We start from the raw sequence: 23,926 nt of genomic DNA on the forward strand, positions 1-23,926 counted from the left end.
GCGTAGCGTAATCCGACAGACAGCCTAAATCGCCCCACCCGCCATCAGCAGCCGGGCCACCTCGGCTGCTGAATGCAGGCCCAGTTTTCCCATCGTGTTATGGCGGTGCACCTGCACCGTCTTGTCGCTGATGCCCAGTTCGCGGGCGATGACTTTCGATGCTTTGCCTTCGGCCATCAGCAGCGCCACTTCGCGTTCGCGTGCCGTCAATGTCGCCAATGCTGCCTGTGCCGTATTTGTGCTGGCGGCGCTGCGGCTTTCTTCCACGCTGCGGGCCACGGCGCGCGAGACGGCGTCCAGTAGCACCTGGTCCTTGCATGGCTTTTCCAGAAAATCGCAGGCGCCTGCCTTCATCGTCTGCACGGCCATGGCCAGGTCGCCGTGGCCGCTGAGGAAAATCACGGGTAGCGCAATCGCGTGGCGTGATAGTTCCTGCTGCAATTCCAACCCGCTCATCAAAGGCATGCGCACGTCGAGCAGCAAGCAGCCGGGCGCATGGCCCGCGTAGCGCTGCAGGAAATCGCGCGCCGATTCGAACGTTGCCACTTTCCAGCCGGCCGAATCGAACAGATAGGCCAGCGAGCGGCGCATGGCGGCATCGTCGTCGACGACAAAGATGATGGCGTCGCTTTCATTCATGGTGTTTCCTTATTTGCGTCCATATGGCTATCTTCGGGCAGGCGGAACCAGACCGTCAAGCCTGGCGCATCAGCGTTGGCGTGCGCCGACAGGCTGCCGCCGAACGATTCGATGATGCTTTTGCTGAGCGACATGCCCAGGCCCAGTCCTTCGGCCTTGGTGGTAAAGAACGGTTCGAACAATCGCGCCATCTGCGCTGCTGGCAGGCCGCATCCCGCGTCGCGCACGGCTACCGTGCAGGCGCCATTTTCACGGTGCAGCAGCACGCCGATTGGATGCTGCGGATTGCCGTTTTCCACCTGCGCATCGAGCGCATTTTTCAATAAATTGAGCAGCACCTGCTGCACTTGCTGCGGGTCGGCCAGCACGTGCGCGTCAAGATTGCTGCCGTCGTGGGTCCAGCTGATACGGGCGTGCGGATGGGCGGCGCGGAACAGTGCCACGGCTTGCTCGACGGCGCCGGCCAGGGCGAAAGCCGTGCTGTGCGCGGGACGTTTTTGCGCCATCGCGCGGATGTGACGGATGATGGCGCCGGCGCGTTCGCTTTGCGTGGCGATCTCCTGCGCGCCGTCGAGCAGGGGCGCCGCGTCGAGCCGGCCGGCCGTGATGCGGCGCGCCATGCCGCGCGCGAAATTGCCGATGGCCGCCAGCGGCTGGTTCAATTCGTGCGCGATGGCGCTGGCCATTTCGCCCAATATCGCCAGGCGCGCCGTGTGGTCGAGCGTGGCCTGGCGCTGGCGCGCCTGTTCTTCCAGCGCGCGCTGCTGGTGCTGGGCCGCGCGCAATTGCTCCGTGCGCCGGCTGACCAGGTATTCCACGCGCACCGTGTGCACGGCCCAGGCCACGAGCAGGGCCAGCACCAGCAGCATCCAGCCCCAGTAGCGGCGCAGCGCCGTCTCGAAGGTCAGCTTGTCCAGATAGGCGTAGGGACCGATGTGCAAGTCGCGGAACAGTTCATCGACGATCTGGTAATCGCTGGGCACCGTCCAGCTGTAGCCTTCGCTGGTGCGCGGCATGGCCAGCAGGGCTTGCGCCACTTTTTTTGCCAGCGCGGGCGGCGTCTGGCGCAGGGCCACGAAGGGCCAGTCCGGATACAGCCGCGACGAGCTGACGCAGCGAAAGCCGGGTATCGGGCGCGTCGTGATCACGCGCAGTTCCTCGGCGCGCACTTCGCCGCGCGCCACCATCTGTTCGAGCAGGCAGGTGCGCACGATGCCCGCATCCATGCGACCGGACCGCACGGCGTCGACGATCTGCTGCGAGGGAAAGCCGCTGTAGCGCAGGCTGGCAAAATCGTGTGTGGGATCGATGCCCGCTTCGCGCAGTTCGCGCGCGGCGATCTGGTAGCCGCCAAAGGCATCGGGCGCCACGGCCATCACGTTCTTGCCCGCCAGATCGGCCAAGTCATGCAAGGGCGACGCGCTGCGCACGACGATGGCCGAACCGATGGCCTGGCGCGGCGAGTCCGTCCATGGCGATTCCAGGGTGGCGATGCGGCTGGCGCCGTCGCTGTGTTCGAGCGCCACGTAATGGCCGCTGCTGGTGATGGCGAAGGCGATCGCTTGCGACTGCACGGCGCGCGTCAGGCCCGCCTGGTCGTAGTCGGCCAGGATGAAACGGATGCCGGGAATACTGGCCTGCAGGTGGCGCGTCACGTACGACCAGTCCTGCTGCACGGCGTCGCCGCCCTTGTAGGCCAGGACACCGATGCGTACCTCCGGCAGCGCCGTATCGGCATGGGCTGGCGAGAACAGGATCGCCAGCGCCAGTACGGCAAGCCTGCGCACTAAAACATGCTGCGCTGCGCCGAACGCGCATCGCCGAACAGGTCCAGCAGCAGTTTCTTGATCGGTGCGGGCAGCGGCGCATCGGCGATTTTCGCGCCGTCGTACCAGACGTGCGTCGCTTCTCCTGCCAGCGCCAGACGGCGCGCCAGGGTGATACGGCAGGGGACGATGTGCAGCTTGTAGTGGGTGAAGACGTGGACGATGGGCAGCAGCCGTTCCTGCGATTCGATTTCGCCGAACGGCGCCACGGCGCGCGCCAGCGCATCCTGGTCGATGTCGCGCGGACAGTCCTCGCCGGCCAGCACGTGGCCATCGAGTTCGGGCAGGGACAGCAAGCCGCCCCAGATGCCCGAGCCGGGACGCTGTTCCAGCAGCACCTGGCCATCGTCGATGATGACGAGCATGACGGCGTGTTTTTCCGGACTGGTTTTCTTCGGTTTGCGCACCGGTAAGTCTTTAACCCGATGGGTGGCGTAGGCCACGCAGCGCGGCTGCAGCGGGCAGCGGCCGCAATCGGGGCTGCTGCGCGTGCACAGGGTGGCGCCGAAGTCCATCAGGCCCTGTGTGTAGGCCTCGATGCCTGTCTCTGGCAGCAGCGCTTCGGCGCGGCGCCACATGGCTTCCTCGACCCGCTTTTCGCCGGGATAGGCGTCGATGCCAAACGTGCGCGCGAACACGCGCTTGACGTTGCCATCCATGATGGCCGCGCGCGTGCCGCTGGAAAACGCGGAGATGGCGGCGGCCGTCGAGCGGCCGATGCCGGGCAGGTCGGCCAGCAGGGCCGGGTCGCTGGGGAACACGCCGTCGTATTCGACCACCACGCGCTGCGCGCACTTGTGCAGGTTGCGCGCCCGCGTGTAGTAGCCAAGGCCGCTCCACTGCGCCATCACGTCTTCGACAGGCGCGCTAGCGAGGTCGCGCAAGGTGGGGAAGCGTTCGAGGAAGCGCGCGTAGTAGCCGAGGACGGCGGTGACCTGCGTTTGCTGCAGCATGATTTCGGACAGCCAGATCAGGTAGGCATCACGCGTGTTTTGCCAGGGCAGCGCGTGGCGGCCATGCTGCTTTTGCCAGGCGATGACGGTGGCGGAAAAAGTCGGGTCGACATAATCTTCAAAAGGTGCCATGCCCGTGGCGGGCGAGAGCGGATGCAGCAAACGTTTCATGCAGGATTCCAGTGTTCTGTTGTCTATGTTGCGCTGGCCGCGCGCAAAGTGGCCAGCAATTGCGCCAGCTGCGCCTTGTCGCGTTCGAGCGCCGCCAGGCTCGCCTCGAAGCCGGCGATTTTCTGTTCCAGGCTGCCCGTCGCGTCGTGGATGCGCTGGATCGAGGCAAAGCGCAGTTTCAGCTGTTCCTTGTACTCGACGATCTGCGCTTCGAGCGGTGCCATGATGACTTTCAGCCAGGCGCTGGCGTCGTCATTGGCGTTGGTGAAACTGCGGCGCACGCGCGAGGCGATGGTGTCGAAGAATTTTTCCATCAGCACGACGCGGCTGGTGGTGAGCAGGGTCGCCGTGCCGAACTGCTTATGGTAGACGGCTTCGATGTCGGCGATCTCCTGGCGGTAGCGGGCCAGCGAAAACGGCATCGGCAAGGCCAGTGCCAAACCATGTTCGGAGGCGAATTTACGGTACATCACGTTCATCATTTCCGTGATCTCGGCCGTCTTGCCTTCCGAGCGGTCCAGGTTGCTGGCAATGCGCTCGAAATACTGGCGCACGGCTTCGCGCAGGCCCGTGAAAAAGCGGCTGCGCTGCATGGCGGCGCGCACGCCGTCGATATCGTCGCGCACGATGTCCATGCCCAGGCTTGTGTACAGTTCCGTCGACAGGCGGGTAAACACGGCGCGCGTCGCCTGCAGCTTGAACAGGCTGCTGTCGAATTCCTTTTTCTCGATGTCGATGCGCCGCATCATGTGTGCGATCACGCTCTGGTTCTTGCCGCGCAGGCTGTGCAGCTCATGCAACTGCTCGGCGATGCCGCGCGCGCGGGCCGCCGCCTGCACCTGCTGCGCCGCTTCGATGGCGTCCAGGTCGAATGCCAGCTGGCGCCGGATGATGTCCTTGCGCGCGGGGATCAGCTCCTCGAACAGGGCCGTCTCCAGCGGCAGCAAGCGGCTCTTTTCCAGCAGCGCCGCATCGTCGTTGATTTTGCCTACCAAGGCTTTTTGCGCCGAGACGGGAAAAACCTGACTCGCGTCCAGCGTCAACAGATGCGCCACGCTGGCCTGCTGGCGTTCGATCGCCTGCGCCACCTCGGCATCGCCGCGCAATTCGTCCCACATGCTGTCGATCTTGTTGAGCACCACCAGGCGCCCCGCACCGGCGCCGATATGGTTGCGCCATACCTCGATATCGCTGCGCGTGACGCCCGTGTCGGCCGCCAGGATGAACAGCACCGCGTGCGCATTCGGGATCAGGTTCAGGGTCAGTTCCGGTTCCGTGCCGATGGCGTTCAAGCCCGGCGTGTCGAGGATGACCAGGCCCTGTTTCAGCAGCGGATGGGGGAAGTTGATGATGGCGTGGCGCCACATGGAGATTTCCACCTGGCCGTCCTCGTCGAGCATGGCGGGAGCATCCGCGTCGTCGGCGTCGTACAGGCCGTAGCGCGCCGCTTCCTCGACGCTGACTTTTTTCGTCAGGCTGACCTGGCGGATCGCTTCCTGCATGTCGCCGCCGGCCTCGATATTCAGGGGCAGAATGGTCCAGGCGGCGGGCAGGTCGCGGTAGTCGCTGGTCGACAGGTTCTGCGCGCGCGTCTCGATGGGCAGCAGCCGGATCGAGGGCGGCCAGGCCGCGTCGTACAGCAGCTCGGTGGGGCACATGGTGGTGCGGCCCGCGCCCGATGGCAGGATGCGCTGGCCGTAGCCGGCAAAGAAGATGGCGTTGATCAGCTCGGATTTGCCGCGCGAGAATTCCGCCACGAAGGCGACAGATAAACGGTCGTCGAGCAGGCGGGAACCACAGCGCGCCAGGCGCAGCGCGGAGGCGCCGTCGACCAGGCCCGCCGCGCTGGCGGCTTGCCGGTATGCCTGCAAGGCGGCCTGCACGTCCTGCCGCCAGGCGCTGTATTGTTCCAGGTCTCTGACCATCTGCTCCCCTTTACCTATGACTTACTTTTGACAATTCACGCAGTAGAACGTGGAACGCTGTCCCTGCACGATCTGGCGGATAGGCGCGCCGCACACGCGGCAGGGCTTGCCCGCGCGGTTGTACGTGAAATACGTCTGCTGGAAGTAGCCGGACTGGCCGTTCACGCCGATGAAGTCGCGCAGGGTGCTGCCGCCTTGCACGATGGCTTCGGCCAGCACGTCGCGGATCGCCTGCGCCAGTTTTTCGTAGCGCGCCAGGCCGATGCGCCGGGCTGGTGTCTTCGGGTTGATCCCCGCGCGGAACAGGCTTTCGGAACAATAGATATTGCCCACGCCGACGACGATGTCGCCCGCCATCAGCACCTGCTTGATGTTGGTGCCCTTGTTGCGCGTTTTTTCGAACAGCAGCTGGCCCGTGAAGCCGCCTTCCAGCGGTTCCGTGCCGAGTCCCCGCAGCAGCGCGTGACCGTCCAGCGGGCCGTCGGCCTCGTCGTGCCACAGCACGGCGCCGAAGCGGCGCGGGTCCGTCATGCGCAGCACCTGGCTGCCGCCGTCCGCATCTTCCACGACGAGGTCGAAATGGTCATGCTTTTGCGCTTCCGTCCCCGTCGGCAGCACGCGCAAATGGCCCGACATGCCCAGGTGGATGATCAGGGTGCCGTGGCGGAAGTGGATCAGCAGGTATTTGCCGCGCCGACCCGTCAGGCCGATGGTTTGCCCCGACAATTGTTCGCCCAGGGCAGGGGGGAAGGGCCAGCGCAAGCCGTCGCGGCGCAGCACGACGGAGCGCACGGCGCGCCCTTCGAGGTGGGGCGCGACACCGCGCCGTGTGACTTCGACTTCTGGCAATTCTGGCATAGGGCTCGAATGGTTGAAAACCGGGTAAAAAAACAGGCGGGTTGCCGGCCGAGGGCTGGCCCTGGCAGGCTACGCCGCCACGACGTATATATTTCGTTACATACGTGAAGTACGCGATAGTCGCGTTGGGCGTAGAATCAAACTTTGCCGTTTAGCCAGGATCAGCCTTTGAAAAACGCTTTCGCCATTGTAACCTTGTCCGCCCTGATGGCCACGCATGCCATGGCACAGACGCCTGTCGCCCCTGCCGATGCCGCGGCCAGCCCCTCTGCGTCCGCGCCCGCCGCGGCGCAGGAAGAGGGCGCCGAGTCCAAGGTGGACGCCAAAGCAGACGCCAAGGCGGATGGCTTGCCCAAGGTCGAATTGAGCAGCGACCTGCTGTACAAGCTGACCCGTGCGGAAATGGAATTCAAGAGCGGGCAGTGGCAAGGGCCGTACGTGACGATGATGGTGGCGGCGCAGCAGACGCGCGATCCGCGCCTGGCGCGCCGCGCGTCCGAAATGGCGCTGGCCGCCAAGCAGGGCAGCGAAGCGCTGGCGGCCATCCGTCTGTGGCGCGAGCTGGCGCCCGACTCGGACGAGGCAACGCAATTCTTCCTTGGCTTTGTCGTCCTGACCGACAAGATCGAGGAAGCGGAACCGATCTTCGCCGAACGCCTGGCCAATGCGCCGGGTGGCGCGCGCGGCGTGGCCCTGTTCCAGATGCAGCAGATTTTGTCGCGCTCGAATGACAAGCTGTATGCCTATTCGATGATGACGCGCCTGGTGCAGCCTTACCTGGACATGTTCGAAGCGCACCTGGTGCTGGCGCAGGGCGCCTTGTCGCTTGGCGAGCGTGACCGCGCCATCCGTGAAGCGAACAAGGCGCTGGCCATCAAGCCGAACTCCGAACTGGCCGCGCTGACCCTGGCGCAGGTGACGGGCGAACCCGAGGCGGCAAACAAGGTGCTGGCCACGTTCCTGCAAAGGAATCCGGACGCCGTCGAAGTGCGCGGCGCGTATGCGCGCCTGCTGGTCGAGCAAAAGCAGCTGGAGCCGGCGCGCGAGCAGTTCCTGCTGCTGCTGAAAAGCCAGCCCGATAACGTGGGCGCCCTGTATGCGCTCGGCATCGTGGCGCTGCAGCTGGAAGACACCAAGGGCGCGGAGCAGTACTTCAAGCGCTTCCTAGCCGTGCTGGAAAAAAATCCTGGCGATACGCGCGATCCGTTCAAGGCCCTGATGATACTGTCGCAGATCGCCGAGACGCGCGGCGACACGGCCGGCGCCATCGCCTGGCTCGACAAGGTCGACAACAGCGCGTCGGCCGGCTATGTCGAGGCGCGCTTGCGCCGCGCCCAGCTGATCGCCCGCGGCGGCAATCTCGATGCGGCGCGCAAGGCGCTGACGGAAATCGAAACGGACGATCCGGTTAGCCAGGCGCAGGTGCTGCTGGTCGATGCGCAATTCCTGCGCGACGCCGGCTACGTGCAAAGCGCGTACACGGTGATGGAAAACGCCTTGCTGCGTTTCCCCGACAATCCGGAACTGCTGTACGACTACGCCTTGCTGGCCGAGCGCCTGGATAAATTCGAGCTGATGGAAGCGAGCTTGCGCCGCGTGATGGCGCTGGCGCCCGACAACCAGCACGCGTACAACGCGCTCGGTTATTCGCTGGCCGAACGGGGTCTGCGCCTGGAAGAAGCCCATACGCTGATCGAAAAAGCGCTGCAGATGGCGCCCGGCGACCCGTTCATCATGGACAGCATGGGCTGGGTGCAGTTCCGCATGGGTAACCTGGCCGCGGCGGAAAACGCGCTGCGCCGCGCCTATGCCGTGCGTAGCGATCCGGAAATCGCCGTCCATCTGGGCGAAGTGCTGTGGCAGAAGGGCGACAAGGCCGAAGCGCAAAAGCTGTGGCGCGAGGCGCAAAGCAAGGACCCGAAAAACGATGCGCTGAAAAGTACGCTGGCGCGCTTGAATGTCAGTTTGTAGCGCAATGTTAACTAAAATCAGGGGTCAGACCCGCCGGGTCTGACCCCAGCTTTAAGCTGCTGGTTCTTTATAATTCCCATGTCAAAAAACCTCTTTGCTCTCACCGCCCTTTGCCTGTCCCTCTCGGCCTGCTCGACCCTGTCATCTCCGTTTGCGTCGTCCGTCGCCCCATCGGGCCAGAGCGTCGCGCCCTACCGCGAACAGGTCGAGCTGACGGGCCGCCTGAACGTCGTGTACCAGAAGGATGACAAGCCCGAATCGGCCACCGTCAATTTCAACTGGCAGCAGACGGCGCAGCGCACGGACGTGACCCTGTATTCGCCCGTCGGCAGCACCCTGGCGACGATCGCCGTCACGCCGCAGCAAGCCGTGTTGACGCAAAGCGGCAAGGCGCCGCGCAGCGCGCCCGATGTCGATGCCCTGAGCGCGCAGATGCTGGGCTGGTCCTTGCCCGTGTCGGGCTTGCGCGACTGGCTGCAAGGCCATGCCGTGGGTGCCGACGGCAAGCGCTTCGTCGCTTCGCCGGCCAACGACAGCGTCACCACGAAAGACGGCTGGCGCTTGCGCTATGTGTCGTGGCAAGATGCGTCTGACAATACACCGGGCGCCTTGCCCCAACCGCGGCGTATCGATGCCGAACGCAATGCCAGCGCGCAGGCCGATGCCGTCTCGCTGCGCATCGTGCTCGATGCCCCATCTGCTCAAGCACAATGAAGTTGACTACCCTGAATAACTGCCCGGCCCCGGCCAAGCTGAACCTCTTTTTGCACGTCAACGGCCGCCGCGCCGATGGCTACCATCTGCTGCAGACGGTGTTCCAGTTGCTCGACCATGGCGACACCTTGCACTTCACGCTGCGCGACGACACGGCGATCCGCCGCGTGACTGAACTGGCCGGCGTGCCGGAGGAGCAAGACCTGATCATCCGCGCCGCGGCACTGCTGCAGGCCGAAGTGCTGCGCCGCACGGGCGCCTTGCCGCGCGGCGTCGATATCGCCATCGACAAGGTGCTGCCCATGGGCGGCGGCTTGGGTGGTGGTTCGTCCGACGCTGCGACGGCCCTGATGGCCTTGAACCGCCTGTGGCAGGCAGGTTTGACGCGCGAGGAATTGATGGCGCTGGGCTTGCCGCTGGGCGCCGATATCCCGTTTTTCATCTTTGGCGAGAATGCCTTTGCCGAAGGCGTGGGCGAAGCCTTGCAGCCCGTTGCCACGCCCGAGTGCTGGTATGTCGTGATCGAGCCTGGCGTACAAGTGCCGACCGCCGCAATTTTTTGCGCGGAAGGCTTGACGAGAAATACCGAACCCGTCACAATAGCGGACTTTTCCAGGCACCTCGCAGAAGGAAACGATGCGGGCGGGTTTGGTAAGAATGATTTACAGCAAGTAGCATGCAGTCTTTTCAAGCCGGTAGCAGATGCGGTAGAATGGCTGGGTGCTTACGGTGAGGCCAGGATGACTGGTTCCGGTGCTTGTGTGTTTAGTGCGTTTGGCAGTCAGGAAGAAGCGGATGCGGTGCTCAGCAATGTGCCACCAGTCTGGATCGCCTGGAAGGCAAAAGCGCTGAATCGCCACCCGATGCTCACCATGTTGTAGAGAGCAAAAAAAGATTTTGCTTAGCGTCAAATAGTCGGTATAATACTGGCCAACATGACGGCAAGCAGTCAGTAACGTAGGGGAATCGCCAAGCTGGTTAAGGCACTGGATTTTGATTCCAGCATGCGAAGGTTCGAATCCTTCTTCCCCTGCCACCATTTCACCGTAGTCTGTCGATGCGAAGTTGGCGTCCAGTACGGGAAAAAGCAGATGTGCCGCCACGCGGCATATTCTAAACATGACTGACCGGGCCTATGCCCGGTTAGTGCTTTTCAAGACTTCTATATCACCTCTTGGGACTCCCATGGCTTACGAAAACCTGATGGTTTTTACCGGCAACGCGAATCCAGCGTTGGCAGAGGGGGTCGCAAAAAACCTCGGCATCCCTCTCGGTAAAGCAAACGTTTCGAAATTCTCCGACGGCGAAGTAATGGTCGAGATTAACGAAAACGTACGCGGCAAGGATGTTTTTGTTTTGCAATCCACCTGTGCTCCAACCAACGACAGCCTGATGGAAATCATGCTGATGGTTGATGCCTTGAAACGTGCTTCCGCTGGCCGCATCACCGCCGCCATTCCTTACTTCGGCTACGCCCGCCAAGACCGTCGTCCACGCTCCGCGCGTGTGGCGATTTCGGCCAAGGTGGTGGCGAACATGCTGGAAGAAGCCGGTGTCGAGCGCGTCCTGATCATGGACTTGCACGCCGACCAGATTCAAGGTTTCTTCGATATCCCAGTCGACAATATTTACGCTTCGCCAATTTTGCTGGGTGACCTGCAAAAGAAAAACTACCAAGATCTGCTGGTGGTGTCGCCGGACGTCGGCGGTGTGGTACGTGCGCGCGCCCTGGCAAAACGCCTGGGCTGCGACCTGGCCATCATCGACAAGCGTCGTCCAAAAGCGAACGTGTCCGAAGTGATGAACATCATCGGTGAAGTCGAAGGCCGCAACTGCGTGATCATGGATGACATGGTCGACACGGCAGGCACCCTGACCAAGGCTGCCGAAGTGCTCAAAGAGCGCGGCGCGAAAAAAGTCGTGGCGTATTGCACGCACGCGGTGCTGTCGGGCCCGGCGATCGACCGTATTTCGGCGTCGCCACTCGATGAGCTGGTCGTGACCGATACGATCCCCCTGTCCGAAGCGGCCCTGGCCTGCGGCAAGATCCGTCAATTGACGTGCGCGCCGCTGCTGGCCGAGACGTTCAAACGCATCATCAAGGGTGACTCCGTCATCTCGCTGTTCATCGACTGATTCGATCAGCAGTAACAGACGTAATGCCTGCGGCGCGACCGGCTTTTTGCCTGTTGCGCCGCAGTGTTTTAATTTTCGGGGTGTTTTGCACCCCATTTCCGAGGATTCCTGGTCGCGGGCATCCTCATAACACAAGGCGCAAGCCTTGTTCTTCTTGGAGTTTCACATGAAAGTTATCGCATTTAAACGCGAATTGCAAGGTTCCGGAGCGAGCCGCCGCCTGCGCATTTCCGGCCAAACCCCTGGTATCGTCTACGGTGGCGCTGAAGCCCCTGTGCTGATCTCGCTGGATCACAACGCCCTGTACCACGCGTTGAAAAAAGAAGTGTTCCACTCGTCGATCCTGGACCTGGAAATCGACGGCGTTTCCCAGCAAGTTCTGTTGCGCGACTTCCAAGTCCACGCATACAAACAACTGGTTCTGCACGCTGACTTCCAGCGCGTTGACGCATCGCAGCCTATCCACGTGAAAGTGGCTCTGCACTTCATCAACGCTGACGTTTCCCCAGCAGTCAAACTGCACGGCGCGACCATCAGCCACGTTGCCAATGAAATCGAAGTAGCTTGCCTGCCAGGCAAACTGCCAGAATTCATCAACGTTGACCTGTCGAACATCGACGTCGGCCACTCGCTGCACGTTGGCGACCTGGTCCTGCCAGCTGGCGTGACCGCTGTCACCCACGGCGCCAACCTGACCATCGCTACCGCTTCGGTACCGGCTGGCCACGTTGCTGCTGAAGCCGCTGCTGCTGAAGTTGTTGCTGACAAGAAGTAATTTTGCCGCCGCAGCAATGCGGTAGTCGCAAGGAAAAACCCGCCAGGTTCGCCGCGCGGGTTTTTTTCTGCCTGTTTTCACCGATAATGCTTTCTTTTACACTGCAGACACAGCCATGCCCATACGCCTGATCGTCGGCCTCGGCAACCCGGGACCCGAATACGAACAAACCCGCCACAATGCCGGCTTCTGGCTGGTGGACAATCTTGCCAACAGCTTGCCCGGCACGCGCTTGCAGCGCGATTCGCGCTACAACGCCATGCTGGCCAAGACCTCCATCGGTGGCAACGAAGTCTGGCTGCTCGAACCGCTGACCTTCATGAACCGCTCGGGCCAGTCCGTGGGCGCGCTGGCGCGCTTCTTCAAGATCGCCGCCGATGAAGTGCTGGTCGTGCACGACGAACTCGATCTGATGCCCGGCATCGCGCGCCTGAAAAAAGGCGGATCGGCCGGTGGCCACAATGGCTTGAAAGACATCACGGCCGCGCTGGGCACGCAGGATTACTGGCGCTTGCGCCTGGGCATCGGCCATCCGCGCACCCTGAGCCTGCAGCAGCAGGTGGCCGACTTCGTGCTGCACCGCCCGCGCCGCGAAGACCAGGAACTGATCGAGCAAGCGATCGACAAATCCTTGCAGGTGATGCCGCAGATCGTCGAAGGCAAGTTCGAAGCCGCGACCATGAAACTGCATACGGCCTAGTTATTTTCCTGCCTGGCCGAAGCCGGCCATGATGGTTTTCGCCATCTGCTGCTGGCTGGCCTGGGCGCTGCTGCCTTCGCCCGCGTTGGCGGCGATCAGCAAGCCGTCGCCGCTGCCGGGCGCCAGCGCGATCAGCGCGTGCCAGTAGCCGTTCGAGCCCAGGTGGGTGAGCACACGCTGCGGCGCTTGCGGTGGAAAATGCATCACGCCCCAGCCCAGGGCTGCATTCGTGTCGCCCTGCGCCGTGTGCAGCAAGATATACGTTTCCCGTTTCAACAGCTTGCCCTTGCCTTGTTCGCCGTGCAGTTGATCAAGCGCAAACTTGGCCCAGTCTTGCATGCTCAGGTGAATCTCCCCATCGGGCGCCATCATCAGCGGATTGCTGGCCATCAAGCCGGCAATCGGCTTGCCTTCCTTATGCCCCAGATTTTGCCCGCGCACGGTGGGGCCGAACGCGGCCCGCATGCCCAGCGGGCCGAACACTTCGGCCTGCATCAATTCTTCATACGTCTTGCCCGTGGCTTTTTCCGCGATGGCGGCGGCGATCATGGCGCCGCTGTTCGAGTAGTGCGATTCGCCGCGCGGCGCGGCCACTGGCGCGTCGGCCAGCGCGCGCTGCGCGTATTCCTGGCGCAGCAGCGGCAAGGGGCGCGTGTCCGCGTAGGTGGAATTGATCCACGCCTCGTCGGGATTGGGCGGCAGGCCGGCGCGGTGCGACAGCAGATCCATCAGGTTGACGTCGCGGTACTCGGCGCGCATGCCGCCAGCCAGCGCGGGCAGCATGCGCGACAGCGGCGCGTCCCACGACAGCACGCCCCGTTCCACCAGCCGCGCGATCAGGGTCACCGTCATGGCCTTGCCGTCCGAGCCGATATTCCACACATCATCGGCGCGCACGGCATCGTGGCCATCATTGGCGCGCACGCCAGCTTGTGCCTGCGCATCGATCTTGCCGTCGCGAATCACGAGTATGGCCATGGCCGGCACGCTCTTGTCGGCCAGCGCCTGCTGCAACATGGCGTTCACGTCATGGGCGCGGGCGGCGCCGCTGAGTAAAAAGGCGGTGCTGCAAACGAGCGAGGCAAGCAGGGTTTTCATGGTGTCTCCAGTCGATAAGGGTGATGGAACATGCTAAAATGTTCGCAAAACATGATTTAATTATTGTTTTACGATAATTTATTCTAACGGCAGTAGCCGCTTTCGTATACTTTTAAATATGAAAAAAAATCAGACGGCGCCCGCGGCGCTGAGCCGGCGCGTGCGCTACGGCGTTTCGGGATTCTTCCTGCTGTACCTGCTGCTGACGGTGCTGGGCTGGCTGGCGCCCGCGCCGGCCGTGCAGGGAGCCGTCGGCAACGCCGGCATGTATGAGCTGTTGCTGCAATTGCAGAGCCAGCCATTCGAGCGCCTGGCCGCCATGCCCTTGTGGCAGCGGGGACTGGGCCTGGCGCTGGCCTTGCCGGCCTTGTGCGTGCTGGGTGACGCCGTGCGCCAGCTGGCCGCGGTCTTGCGCCAGTTCGAGCAGGGCGTGTTTTTTACGCCGCAGGTAGCGCGGCACTTTCGCCGTTTCGCGGGCGGTTTGCTGCTGGGAACGGTGCTGACGTTGCTGGAACCGACCGTGCGCGGCATGCTGTTCGGCTTGCTGGAAGAGGGGACGAGCCAGTTGCGCCTGGTCATCGACATCACGGGCGGCGACCTGTGGACCTTGCTGCTGTGTTCCATTTTCTTTGCGCTGGCGCAAATCCTCCATGAAGGCAAGCGATTGGCCGATGAAAACAGCGGGTTCATCTGATGGGTATCGTCGTGCGCCTCGACCTGGTACTGGCCAGGAAAAAAGTGAAATCGAAGGAACTGGCCGCCTTCATCGGCATCACGGAACAGAATTTGTCTCTCTTGAAATCGGGCAAGGTGCGCGGCGTGCGTTTCGATACCCTGTCGAAGATTTGCGAAATGCTCGAATGTCAGCCCGGCGACATCCTGGAATTCGATGCGTCGCAGCCGGACGGCGGGGATGGCGGCAGTTAGCGGCACAGAGGGCGGTTTTTTTGAAGAGTTGGGTGCATAGAGGTACAATTGACCCTTACGAGCATTAATACAGCAAGATTATCCAGAAAACGCCGGTACAGGCCGTTTTTGCACCAGCCGCTTGCCGGCAAAATTGATTAATTAAAGGTTTTCCATGAGTCTCCAATGCGGTATCGTCGGCTTGCCGAACGTCGGCAAGTCCACCCTGTTCAATGCACTGACGAAAGCCGGCATCCCGGCTGAAAACTATCCGTTCTGCACCATCGAGCCGAACGTCGGCGTCGTCGAAGTGCCGGATCCGCGCATGGATGCGCTGGCCGCCATCGTCAAGCCGGAACGCATGGTCAACGCCATCGTGGAATTCGTCGACATCGCCGGCCTGGTGGCCGGTGCATCGAAGGGCGAGGGCCTGGGCAACCAGTTCCTGTCGCACATCCGCGAAACGGACGCCATCGTCAACGTCGTGCGCTGCTTCGAAGATGACAACGTCATCCACGTGGCTGGCAAGATCAACCCGCTCGACGATATCGAAGTCATCCAGACCGAACTGGCGCTGGCCGACATGGGCACCGTGGAAAAAGCCATCCACCGCGAAAACAAGAAAGCCCGCTCGGGCGACAAGGATGCGGCCAAGCTGCTGGCCATCATGGAACGCATGATGCCTTACCTGAACGACGCCAAGCCCGTGCGCGCCATGGGCCTGGACGCCGACGAAATGGAACTGATCAAGCCGCTGTGCCTGATCACGGCCAAGCCGGCCATGTTCGTGGCCAACGTGTCCGATTCGGGCTTCACGGACAACCCGCTGCTGGACCAGTTGACGGCCTATGCGCAATCGCAAAACGCCCCTATCGTCGCCATCTGCGCCGCGCTGGAAGCGGAAATCGCCGACCTGGACGATGCCGACAAGGGCGCTTTCCTGGCCGACATGGGCATGGAAGAGCCAGGCCTGGACCGTCTGATCCGCGCCGGCTACAAGCTGCTGGGCCTGCAAACCTACTTCACGGCAGGCGTGAAGGAAGTGCGCGCGTGGACCGTCCCTGTGGGCGCCACGGCACCGCAAGCGGCCGGCGTGATCCACACCGACTTCGAACGCGGCTTCATCCGCGCGCAAACCATCGCCTATGACGACTTCATCGCCTACAAGGGCGAAGCGGGCGCCAAGGAAGCGGGCAAGATGCGCGCCGAGGGCAAGGAATACGTGGTCAAGGATGGCGACGTGCTGAACTTCCTGTTCAACGTCTAATCCCGACCCGCTCCCGTACGGAGCCGCCACGAACCCTGCAAGTCATTGATTTGCAGGGTTTTTTATTGCCCGGATGGCCCAGCGGGTGCGGGATATGGTTGCGGCTGTCCTGTTTTTTACTATATAATGAGAATAATTCTCATTTATAATCCGATGCGCCTGTTCTTGCCGGCCGTTGGCGACAGGAAGGGTATCGTGAGCACCGCCGAGTTAGCGCTTCAGCAGCAAGTCAGCAGTCTGTACACCGACCACCATCACTGGCTGCGTGGCTTGCTGCGCCGTAAACTCGGCAATGCCTTCGATGCGGCCGACCTGGCGCACGACGTGTACCTGCACCTGATGAAGACGGGCAGGGTGCCGCCGGCCGGGGAGTCGCGCCGCCATCTGACGCAGATCGCCAACGGCATGGTCATCGACCTGTACCGCCGCCGCCAGATCGAAACGGCCTACCTGGAAGTGCTGGCCCTGGTGCCCGAAGCGCTGGCGCCGTCCGAGGAAGAGCGCGCGCTGGTGATCGAGGCGCTGACGGAAATCGACGCCGTGCTGCACCAGCTGCCCGCCAAGGCACGCAAGGCCTTGTTGCTGTGCAAACTCGATGGCCTGAGCTACCGCGACATTGCCACCGAATTGCAGGTGTCCGTCTCGTCCGTCGAAAAATACATCGCCGCCGGCCTGCTGGCCTGCTACCAGGCCATGCACGCCCAAGGCGCCTGAACCATGGATGTGGTGATTGCACCGGCCATCGTGCAGCAGGCGGCCCAATGGATGGCGCGCCTGTGGTCCGATGACGCCAGCGACGAAGACCGGGCTGCCTGTGCACGCTGGTGCGCCGCCCATCCGCACCACGCCATCGCCTGGCAGCGTTTGCAGGCGTTCGAGGGCAAGCTGCACAGCGTGCCGCGCGACGCGGCCCGGCATGTGCTGCGCGAACCGGCGCCGGCCGCCTACCTGAACCGCCGCCGTGCCCTGAAACTGCTGGCCGTGCTGCTGCCCGTGGGCGGCATGGCCTACATGCTGCGCGGCACGGATGCGTGGCAAGTGGCCACGGCAGGGCATGGCACGGCCACGGGCGAGATCCGCGAGATGACCTTGCCGGACGGCACGCGCGTGATGCTCGCTTCCGCTTCCGCCATCGATGTGCGCTTCGATGCCAGCGAGCGCTTGCTGATACTGCGCAGCGGCGAAATCCTCGTCACGACGGCGCACGATCCCGATCCGGCCCAGCGGCCTTTCCGCGTGCAGGGCCGCCATGGCACGGTGCAGGCGCTGGGCACGCGTTTTACTTTACGCCAAGACGAATACACGTCGCGCGTGGCCGTCTTCGAGGGCGCCGTCGAGGTGCGTCTCGCGCATGCGCCGGGCCGTCCCGTGCGCATCGACACGGGCCAGGGCGCCGTCTACTCGGCCGACATCGTGCAGTCTGGCGCACCCGCGTCCGCCAGCGCCGCGGCCTGGGCCAAAGGGGTGCTGGTGGCCGACAACATGCGCCTCGATGAGCTGCTTGCGGAACTGGCCCGCTACCGTCCCGGCCTGCTGCGCTGCGACCCGGCCGTGGCCAGCCTCACCGTCAACGGCGTGTTTTCCTTGCGCGATACGGACCGCGCGCTGCACAACCTGGCGCTGGCCTTGCCCGTGCAAATCGTTGCGCGCACGCGCTACTGGGTGACCGTCCAGGCCGCTGCCTGACAATTTCGCGGACCCGATTGAGGGTTTTGCATTCTCGTTCGGGATATAGGGTGAGAGCCACCTTTATCCATTGAACTTATGCACGCTTTTTCCCGTTTTTCCCATGAGTAGCCCAAGCCGCCAAGCCGGCCCGATCAGCCGGATACTGCAGCCCATCCGCGGGCGCCTGATCGCCGCCGCCGTGCTGGCCGGTATGGGTTCCATGCTGACCCTGGTGCCGCTGGCCGGCATTGCGCACATCGCCAGCATCGCCCTGGCCCCTGCGGCCACGCAGCTTGGCATCTGGCCCACCATTCTCGCCAGCGTCGCCTGCCTGTTTGCCGGCATGGCCCTGATCACGCTGGGCGAGCTGGCCGCGCATCTGGCCGACAACCGCCTCACCCATCAATTGCGCCTGCAAGCCATGCAGCACCTGGGACAGGTGCCGCTGGGCTGGTTTACCAGCCGCGCCTCGGGCGAGGTCAAGCAGGCGATGCAGGACGATATCAATACCCTGCACAGCCTTACCGCCCACTTCTATACGACGACGGGGCGCGCCGTGGGCGCCATCGCCATCTCCGTCATCTATCTGTTCGCCATGGACTGGCGCCTGGCTCTCGTCGCCATCCTGCCATTTCCCGGCTTTTTCCTGTTCTTCGGCCGCGCCATGAAGGCCAGTGGCGGCAATATGGAGCAATTTGTCGCCGGCATGGGGCGCATCAACAATGCCGTGGTGGAATTCGTCAACGGCATCCCAGTGGTCAAGGCCTTTGGCGCCACGGGACGCGCGCACGGCAGCTACCGCGCCGCCGTCGATGCGTTTGCCGAGGCGTTTGCCGCGTTTACGCGCCCCCTGGTTGGCTCCATGGCGAATGCCAATGCGCTGATCGCGCCCGTCGCCGTGCTGGGCGTGGTGGTGCTCGCCGGCACCGTGTTCGTGGCGCTGGAGGCGATGGCGCCCGTCGATATCCTGCCGTTCGCCCTCGTGGCGCCCGGCATTTCCGCACCGATGCTGCTGCTGCATTACCTCACGCATGACCTCAACAATGCCACGGGTGCGGCCCAGCGCGTGCAAGCCTTGCTCGACACGCCCGTGCTGGCGCAGCCGGCGCCAGGCCAGCAGAAGTTGCCAGTTGGTACCGAGATTCGCATGGAAAATGTGGGCTATGCCTACGATGGGCACAACAAGGTGCTGTCGGACATCACGCTGACTTTGCAGCCCGGCACGGTGACGGCCATCGTCGGCGCTTCCGGCTCCGGCAAGTCGACCCTGGCGCGGCTGCTGCTGCGCTTTTTCGACCCGACAGAAGGGCGCATCACCTTGGGCGGCGCCGACCTGCGGCACATCGCCACGCCAGAGCTGTACCGGCGCATCGGTTTCGTGCTGCAGGAAGTGCGATTGATCCACGCCAGCGTGCGCGAGAACATTGCGCTGGGCCGCCCATCGGCCAGCACGCACGAGATCGAAGAGGCGGCGCGCCTGGCGAACATCCACGAGCGCATCCTGGCCTTGCCGCGCGGCTACGATTCCGTCATCGGCGAGGATGCGCAGCTGTCCGGCGGCGAGTTGCAGCGCGTCAGCATCGCCCGTGCCGTGCTGCTCGATCCATCCGTGCTGGTGCTCGATGAAGCGACGGCCGCAGCCGACGCGGAAAACGAAGTGGCGATCCAGGATGCCCTGTCGCGCTTTGCCCAAGGCCGCACCCTGCTGGTGATCGCGCACCGGCTCGACACGGTCATGCATGCCGACAACATCGTCGTCGTCGAGAACGGCGCCATCGCCGAGCAGGGCAGCCATGCCGGCTTGCTCGCCCACCAGGGCCGCTATGCGCAACTATGGGCGCTGGGCGGCTATCAGGATTCCCAGGAAGATGCGGTGCTCCCATGCTGAAAACGTTTATTCAACTGCTGGGCGATGATGCGCCCGTGTTCCGCCGCTATTGCGCCATGGCGCTCGCATATGGCGTGCTGAGCGGGCTGACGATCACGGCGCTGGTATTGGCTCTGGGCCGGCTGCTGGCCGGCGATACGGGCGGCGCGGCCCTGTGGCTGATCGTGCTGCTGGCCGGGCTGGTCGCTTGCTGGGCCTGGCGGCGCCAGGTGGAGAAAGCGGGCGTGCGCGTGGGCGTGACGGTCTTGCAAGGGGCGCGACAGCGCCTGGGCGACCACGTGGCGCGCCTGCCCGTCGGCTGGTTTACGCCGGAGAATACGGCCAAGCTGGGCCACGTCATCACGCAAGGCATGATGAACGTCGCGCAGCTGCCTGCCCACGTGCTCACGCCCGTGATTTGCGGCGCCGTCACGCCCGTGGTCTTGCTGGCCGCGCTGTTCGCGCTGCATTGGCAGCTGGGCGTGGTCGCGCTGCTGGCGCTGCCCCTGCTGGGCGGTGCCTTGCGGCTCACGGCGCACCTGGGCCAGCGCGCCGACGATGCCTACCACCATCATTTTGCCCAGACCAGCCAGCGCCTTGTGGAGTTTGCGCAAGCGCAATCCGTTTTGCGCGCATTCGGTGGCGCAGCTGAAGGCGGCACGCGTTTCCTGCAGCAAGCCATCGACACACAGCGCCACGCGGGCACGCGGCTCATTTATCTGTCGGCGCTGTCCTCGGTGCTGAACGCCTGGACCGTGCAAGCCATCTTCGCCGTCTTGCTGGCCGTTGCCGCGAGCCTGCTCGGTACGGCAGCGGCTGCGGCAGATGTCATCGCCGTCATCGTGGCATTGCTGCTGGTGGTGCGCTTTGTCGACCCGCTGCAGGAAGTGGCCAGCTATGGCGAAGTGCTGCGCGGTGCGCGCGGCCCGCTGGACGCTGCGCGCGATATTTTCGCCGTACAGCCCTTGCCGGAAGCACACAAGCCGCAAGCGCCGCGCGATGCTTCGGTCGAATTGCGTGGCGTGCACTTCCGCTATGCGCCGGACCAGCCCGACGTCTTGACGGACATCAACCTGCAGATTGCGCCGGGCAGCATGACGGCACTGATCGGCGCTTCCGGTTCAGGCAAGACGACCCTCGTACGCCTGATTGCGCGCTTCTTTGACGCCAGTGCAGGCACGGTGCTGGTGGGCGGCGTCGATGTGCGCGACATGTCCAGCGAGCAATTGGCCGGTCAGATCAGCCAGATCTTTCAGGACAGTTATCTGTTCCAGGGCAGCATCGGCGACAACATTCGCATCGGCAAGCCGGACGCCAGCGATGCCGAGGTGCTGGAAGCGGCGCGCCAGGCTGGCGTGGCCGAGATCATCGCCCGCTTGCCGCAGGGGCTTGCGACGCCGGTGGGCGAGGGCGGCGCGCGCCTGTCCGGCGGCGAACGCCAGCGCATCGCCATCGCGCGCGCGCTGGTCAAGGATGCACCGATTCTGCTGGTCGACGAGGCGACCGCCGCGCTCGACGCGGAAAACCAGGCCGCCATCGCCGAAGCGCTGGCGCGGCTGCGCGGCAAGCGCACGGTGATCGTCATCGCCCATCAGTTGTCGACGGTGGCCATGGCCGACCAGATTGTCGTGCTCGATGGCGGCACCCTGGGCGAGCAGGGCGCGCCAGCCATCTTGCGCGCGCAGGGCGGCCTGTATGCGCACTTCCTGGCCCAGCGCCAAGCGGCCAAGGGCTGGCGCATCGCCGCGCCCGCGTGTCCGGCTGGAACGGAGTCCGGCATTTGACACACGCGCGTCTGCTTTTCCTTTTCGTGCTGCTGTGCTGCGCCTCCTTGCTGGTTGGCGCCAGGCAGATGGAGTGGGCACAACTGTTGTCATCGTCCGGCGCGCTGTCCGACGATACGTGGCTGACCCTGACGGCCAGCCGGCTGCCGCGCCTGGCGGCGCTGGTGCTGACGGGCGTGGGCCTGTCCGTGTGCGGCGTCATCCTGCAGCACATCGTGCGCAACAAATTCGTCGAGCCGGCCACGTCGGGCGGCCTCGATGCGGCCAAGCTGGGCATCCTCGTTGCGCTGACCGTGGCGCCGGCAGCGGGCACGGCCGGCAAGATGGCGTTCGCGCTGGCCTTCTGCCTTGCCGCCAGCGTACTGTACGTGGCCCTGATCCGCCGCATCCGCTTCAAGAACACGATTCTGGTGCCCGTGATCGGCCTCGTGTATGGCGGCGTGCTCAGCGCCGTGGCCGAGTTTTATGCCTACCGCAACAACATCCTGCAAAGCATGCAGGGCTGGCTGCTCGGCGATTTTTCGCGCATCGTGCAGGGCAACTATGAAATCATTTATCTGATCCTGCCCATCGTTGCCCTCACGTATGTGTACGCGCAGCGTTTTACCGTGCTGGGCATGGGCGAGGGCATGGCCACCAGCCTGGGCCTGAATTATGCGGGCACGGTGGCGCTGGGCCTGATGCTGGTGGCCGTCACGGTGGCGGCCACGGTGATCACGGTGGGGGCCATTCCGTTCGTCGGACTGGCCATCCCGAATCTGGTGGCCTTGCGCTATGGCGACAAGCTGGAGCGTACCCTGCCCATCGTCGCGCTGTGCGGCGCGTCGCTGCTGCTGGCCTGCGACATCGCCGGGCGATTGCTGATCTATCCATTTGAAGTGCCGATCGGCCTGACGGCCGGTGGCGTGGGCGGCCTGCTGTTCCTCATCCTGATCATCCGGGGGCGGCGATGAAGCGGTTCTTGAATCAACGGATGCTGTGGCTTGCCGTGTTTGCTTTGGCGCTCGCTTTCCTCTTCCTCGGCGCCAATCTCGACTTCGATTACGTCATCCCAAAGCGCCTGTCGCGGCTGGCCGCCATCGCCATCGGCGGCGTCTGCGTGGCCGTGTCGTCGATTGTTTTCCAGACCATTGCCGGCAACCGGATACTGACACCAGCCGTCATGGGTTATGAAGCCGTGTACCTGCTGCTGCAATCGCTGCTGATCCTCGCGATGGGCATGCACAGCGTGGTGCTGCTGGGACAGAACGGCAATTTTGTCGTGTCGATTGCGCTGATGCTCGCGTATTCCTGGGCCATCCACTATTGGCTGTTTCGTGATGGCAAGAACAACGTGTATTTTCTGCTGCTGCTGGGTTTTGTGCTGACGATGGTGATCGGCACGTTGACCCAGTTCATCCAGCTGCGTATCAGCCCCGGTGAATTTGCCATCTTGCAAGGCTTCAGCCAGGCTTCGTTCAACAAGGCGCAGCCGGTGCAATTGCTGTACTCGGCCCTGCTGGCGGGCGCCGCCTGCGCAGCCGTGGCGAAGACCCTGCCGGCGCTCGACGTGCTGGCGCTGGGGCGCGAGCAGGCGATTTCGCTCGGCATCGATTACCGGCGCATGGTGCGGCTGCAGCTGGCGCTGATCGCCGTGCTGGTGGCCGTGTCGACCAGCTTGCTGGGCCCCACGGCCTTCATGGGCATCTTTGTGGCGAACACAACGTATGCCCTGGCCCGTACGGGGCGTCACCGCGCCACCTTGCCGCTGGGCTGCGCCATCGCCATCGCCATCTTCCTGGCCGCCCAGCTGCTGGTCGAGCACGTTTTCAACTACCGGACCACGGTTGGCATCCTGGTCAACCTTGTATGTGGCGTGTATTTCCTCGCGCTCATGGTCCGCACCCGGGGTACCGCATGATCCACGTCAATCAGATCGAAAAAAGCTACGGCACCAGGCGTGTGCTGGACAACGTCAGCGTGCAGTTTCCCAAGGGAAAAGTGACGTCCTTGATCGGCCCGAATGGCGCCGGCAAGACCACCTTGCTGATGCTCATCGCGCGCTTGCAGCAAGCGAATGGCGGCGAGATTGCGATAGACGGGCGCAGCATCGCGGCGATCAAGATCCAGGACTATGCGAGACTGGTGGCCACCCTGCGCCAGTCTCCCGATTTTCATTTGCGCCTGACGGTGGAAGAGCTGGTCGCCTTTGGCCGCTTTCCCTACAGCCGGGGTAGCTTGACGCGGCAGGACCGGCAAGCCATCGACGAGGCCATCGCCTTTTTGTCGCTGGACAATCTGCGCCTTGCCTACGTCGATGAGCTGAGCGGCGGCCAACGCCAGATGGCCTTCCTGGCCATGACGATCGCCCAGCAGACCGATATTTTGCTGCTCGACGAGCCGCTCAACAACCTCGACATGCAACACGCCGTGCAGATCATGCGCGCGTTGCGCCGCCTGTGCGACGAGCAGGGCCGCACGGTGATCCTGGTGATCCACGACATCAATTTCGCCGCCAATTATTCGGACCACATCGTCGCCATGCAGGGTGGCGCCGTGCGCTTTTCCGGCCCTGTCGACGAGGTCGTCACCGAGGCACGCTTGCGATTGTTGTACGGCATCGATTTTCACATCATGCGCAATGAGCGCGGCTGCGTCTGCAATTACTTTACCCCCACAGGAGCTTGAG

Annotated in this window: 22 protein-coding genes and 1 tRNA gene; 17 read left to right on the forward strand and 6 right to left on the reverse strand. The window is 63.6% G+C overall.

What is annotated here, in order from left to right:
- Window positions 1-24: 24 nt before the first annotated feature.
- The 5 genes from JAB6_RS24930 to mutM form a co-directional block, all read right to left on the reverse strand.
- Window positions 25-639 carry a response regulator transcription factor gene (locus tag JAB6_RS24930; RefSeq protein WP_070305303.1) on the reverse strand — a complete coding sequence of 205 codons (615 nt, stop codon included), beginning with the start codon at window positions 637-639 and terminating at the stop codon, window positions 25-27.
- Window positions 636-2,426 (reverse strand): sensor histidine kinase, encoded by a 1,791-nt coding sequence (locus JAB6_RS24935; protein ID WP_070305305.1) that lies wholly within the window; start codon window positions 2,424-2,426, stop codon window positions 636-638. The genes JAB6_RS24930 and JAB6_RS24935 overlap by 4 nt, the downstream gene beginning before the upstream one ends.
- On the reverse strand, window positions 2,426-3,550 hold the full coding sequence (gene mutY, locus JAB6_RS24940; protein ID WP_070305549.1) for an A/G-specific adenine glycosylase: 1,125 nt from the start codon (window positions 3,548-3,550) through the stop codon (window positions 2,426-2,428). Before mutY ends, JAB6_RS24935 begins: the two co-directional genes overlap by 1 nt.
- A 62-nt stretch (window positions 3,551-3,612) precedes the next feature.
- Window positions 3,613-5,514, reverse strand: coding sequence for a dynamin family protein (locus tag JAB6_RS24945; RefSeq protein WP_070305307.1), 1,902 nt, complete (start codon window positions 5,512-5,514; stop codon window positions 3,613-3,615).
- A 21-nt stretch (window positions 5,515-5,535) separates the two neighbouring features.
- Window positions 5,536-6,372, reverse strand: a complete 837-nt coding sequence (gene mutM, locus JAB6_RS24950) for a bifunctional DNA-formamidopyrimidine glycosylase/DNA-(apurinic or apyrimidinic site) lyase (protein ID WP_046681687.1) — start codon at window positions 6,370-6,372, stop codon at window positions 5,536-5,538.
- 168 nt (window positions 6,373-6,540) lie between these two features.
- On the opposite strand from mutM, the gene JAB6_RS24955 reads away from it, so the two are divergent.
- From JAB6_RS24955 to pth, 7 genes are all read left to right on the forward strand, one after another.
- Window positions 6,541-8,343, forward strand: a complete 1,803-nt coding sequence (locus JAB6_RS24955) for a tetratricopeptide repeat protein (protein WP_070305309.1) — start codon at window positions 6,541-6,543, stop codon at window positions 8,341-8,343.
- A gap of 78 nt (window positions 8,344-8,421) precedes the next feature.
- A complete protein-coding gene (locus JAB6_RS24960; RefSeq protein WP_070305311.1) occupies window positions 8,422-9,057 on the forward strand; it encodes an outer membrane lipoprotein LolB in 636 nt (211 codons plus the stop codon).
- Window positions 9,054-9,938 (forward strand): 4-(cytidine 5'-diphospho)-2-C-methyl-D-erythritol kinase, encoded by an 885-nt coding sequence (ispE, locus tag JAB6_RS24965; RefSeq protein ID WP_070305313.1) that lies wholly within the window; start codon window positions 9,054-9,056, stop codon window positions 9,936-9,938. The genes JAB6_RS24960 and ispE overlap by 4 nt, the downstream gene beginning before the upstream one ends.
- A 78-nt stretch (window positions 9,939-10,016) precedes the next feature.
- Window positions 10,017-10,093, forward strand: a tRNA-Gln gene (locus JAB6_RS24970).
- A 149-nt stretch (window positions 10,094-10,242) separates the two neighbouring features.
- The gene (locus tag JAB6_RS24975; RefSeq protein ID WP_034753270.1) at window positions 10,243-11,193 is read left to right on the forward strand and encodes a ribose-phosphate pyrophosphokinase; all 951 of its coding nucleotides are present in this window, start codon (window positions 10,243-10,245) and stop codon (window positions 11,191-11,193) included.
- A gap of 166 nt (window positions 11,194-11,359) precedes the next feature.
- Entirely contained in the window at window positions 11,360-11,968 is a 609-nt protein-coding gene (locus tag JAB6_RS24980; RefSeq protein WP_035824067.1) for a 50S ribosomal protein L25/general stress protein Ctc, read from the forward strand.
- Between the two features lie 115 nt (window positions 11,969-12,083).
- On the forward strand, window positions 12,084-12,668 hold the full coding sequence (pth, locus tag JAB6_RS24985; RefSeq protein ID WP_034753275.1) for an aminoacyl-tRNA hydrolase: 585 nt from the start codon (window positions 12,084-12,086) through the stop codon (window positions 12,666-12,668).
- Here the strand turns inward: pth and JAB6_RS24990 are convergent, their stop codons facing one another.
- Window positions 12,669-13,766 (reverse strand): serine hydrolase, encoded by a 1,098-nt coding sequence (locus JAB6_RS24990; protein ID WP_070305314.1) that lies wholly within the window; start codon window positions 13,764-13,766, stop codon window positions 12,669-12,671.
- Between the two features lie 118 nt (window positions 13,767-13,884).
- Here JAB6_RS24990 and JAB6_RS24995 point away from each other — a divergent pair, with 118 nt between their 5' ends.
- From JAB6_RS24995 to JAB6_RS25040, 10 genes are all read left to right on the forward strand, one after another.
- Window positions 13,885-14,460, forward strand: a complete 576-nt coding sequence (locus tag JAB6_RS24995; RefSeq protein ID WP_070305316.1) for a DUF2975 domain-containing protein — start codon at window positions 13,885-13,887, stop codon at window positions 14,458-14,460.
- Window positions 14,460-14,693: a helix-turn-helix transcriptional regulator gene (locus JAB6_RS25000; RefSeq protein ID WP_070305318.1), complete on the forward strand. Its 234-nt coding sequence runs from the start codon at window positions 14,460-14,462 to the stop codon at window positions 14,691-14,693. Before JAB6_RS24995 ends, JAB6_RS25000 begins: the two co-directional genes overlap by 1 nt.
- Before the next feature lie 154 nt (window positions 14,694-14,847).
- The gene (gene ychF, locus JAB6_RS25005) at window positions 14,848-15,939 is read left to right on the forward strand and encodes a redox-regulated ATPase YchF (protein ID WP_034753282.1); all 1,092 of its coding nucleotides are present in this window, start codon (window positions 14,848-14,850) and stop codon (window positions 15,937-15,939) included.
- 195 nt (window positions 15,940-16,134) lie between these two features.
- Complete coding sequence (locus JAB6_RS25010) at window positions 16,135-16,653, forward strand: sigma-70 family RNA polymerase sigma factor (protein ID WP_070305551.1); 519 nt, start codon at window positions 16,135-16,137, stop codon at window positions 16,651-16,653.
- 3 nt (window positions 16,654-16,656) lie between these two features.
- The gene (locus JAB6_RS25015) at window positions 16,657-17,625 is read left to right on the forward strand and encodes a FecR domain-containing protein (RefSeq protein WP_070305320.1); all 969 of its coding nucleotides are present in this window, start codon (window positions 16,657-16,659) and stop codon (window positions 17,623-17,625) included.
- A gap of 103 nt (window positions 17,626-17,728) precedes the next feature.
- On the forward strand, window positions 17,729-19,495 hold the full coding sequence (locus tag JAB6_RS25020; protein ID WP_070305322.1) for an ABC transporter ATP-binding protein: 1,767 nt from the start codon (window positions 17,729-17,731) through the stop codon (window positions 19,493-19,495).
- Window positions 19,489-21,258 (forward strand): ABC transporter ATP-binding protein, encoded by a 1,770-nt coding sequence (locus tag JAB6_RS25025; protein WP_070305324.1) that lies wholly within the window; start codon window positions 19,489-19,491, stop codon window positions 21,256-21,258. Before JAB6_RS25020 ends, JAB6_RS25025 begins: the two co-directional genes overlap by 7 nt.
- Window positions 21,255-22,211: an ABC transporter permease gene (locus JAB6_RS25030; RefSeq protein ID WP_070305325.1), complete on the forward strand. Its 957-nt coding sequence runs from the start codon at window positions 21,255-21,257 to the stop codon at window positions 22,209-22,211. Before JAB6_RS25025 ends, JAB6_RS25030 begins: the two co-directional genes overlap by 4 nt.
- Complete coding sequence (locus JAB6_RS25035) at window positions 22,208-23,158, forward strand: iron chelate uptake ABC transporter family permease subunit (protein ID WP_070305326.1); 951 nt, start codon at window positions 22,208-22,210, stop codon at window positions 23,156-23,158. The genes JAB6_RS25030 and JAB6_RS25035 overlap by 4 nt, the downstream gene beginning before the upstream one ends.
- Window positions 23,155-23,925 carry an ABC transporter ATP-binding protein gene (locus tag JAB6_RS25040; RefSeq protein ID WP_070305327.1) on the forward strand — a complete coding sequence of 257 codons (771 nt, stop codon included), beginning with the start codon at window positions 23,155-23,157 and terminating at the stop codon, window positions 23,923-23,925. Before JAB6_RS25035 ends, JAB6_RS25040 begins: the two co-directional genes overlap by 4 nt.
- The last annotated feature ends 1 nt before the right edge of the window (window position 23,926 follow it).

Origin of the sequence: Janthinobacterium sp. HH104, from assembly GCF_001758715.1 — a bacterium.
Lineage (GTDB): Bacteria > Pseudomonadota > Gammaproteobacteria > Burkholderiales > Burkholderiaceae_D > Janthinobacterium > Janthinobacterium aestuarii.